The organism is Pelomicrobium sp. G1, from assembly GCF_051905455.1.
Lineage (GTDB): Bacteria > Pseudomonadota > Gammaproteobacteria > Burkholderiales > UBA6910 > Pelomicrobium.
This window is the reverse complement of record NZ_JBQACR010000588.1, coordinates 1-237: the sequence shown is the minus strand read 5'-3', so window position 1 is coordinate 237 and position 237 is coordinate 1. Positions and strand designations below refer to the sequence as shown.

The 237-nt window shown below is 69.6% G+C and carries 1 pseudogene; it reads left to right on the top strand.

What is annotated here, in order from left to right:
• Nucleotides 1-237 (top strand): annotated as a pseudogene (locus tag ACTFO6_RS19740) (adenosylcobalamin-dependent ribonucleoside-diphosphate reductase); the annotation flags it as partial.

Here is a 237-nt window from a genome sequence, read left to right as displayed (position 1 = left end):
AATCTCCGGTACCGCGAGCGCATCAGCGCGACGAACCCGTGCTGCGAGGTGCCGCTGCCGCCGTACGGCGCCTGCGACCTGGGATCGGTGAACCTCACCGCCTTTGTGCGCGAGCCGTTCACCGACCGGGCGCACCTGGACACGGAAGGCATCCGCGAGACGGCGACGGTCGCCGTGCGGCTCATGGACAACGTCATCGACGCCTCGCAGTTCCCGCTCGCGCAGCAGGCGGAACAG